At 74.4% G+C, this 246-nt stretch carries 1 protein-coding gene; it reads left to right on the forward strand.

All coding sequences use genetic code 11. From position 1 onward, the window contains the following. Nucleotides 1-246 (forward strand): acyl carrier protein (locus UK12_RS35890; protein WP_045307424.1); only part of this gene is annotated, 246 nt, incomplete at both ends.

The following is a 246-nucleotide window of genomic DNA, read 5'->3' on the forward strand; positions in this document are numbered from 1 at the left end:
CGGACTGTCCGAGGCGGACCGGGACCGTGCGCTGCTGGAGCTGGTGCGCGGAGAGGTGGCCGGAGTGCTCGGCTACCTCGGTGCGCAGTCGGTCGAACCCGCCAGGGCCTTCCGGGCCTTGGGCTTCGACTCGCTGACGGCGGTCGTGCTCCGCAACCGGCTGAACGCGGCCTCGGGGCTGCGCCTGTCGGCCGGCGCGGTGTTCGACTACCCGACGCCTGCCGCCCTCGCCGAGCACGTGCGGGA

The sequence above is a fragment of the Saccharothrix sp. ST-888 genome, from assembly GCF_000955975.1.
In the GTDB taxonomy this organism is placed as follows: Bacteria; Actinomycetota; Actinomycetes; order Streptomycetales; family Streptomycetaceae; genus Kitasatospora.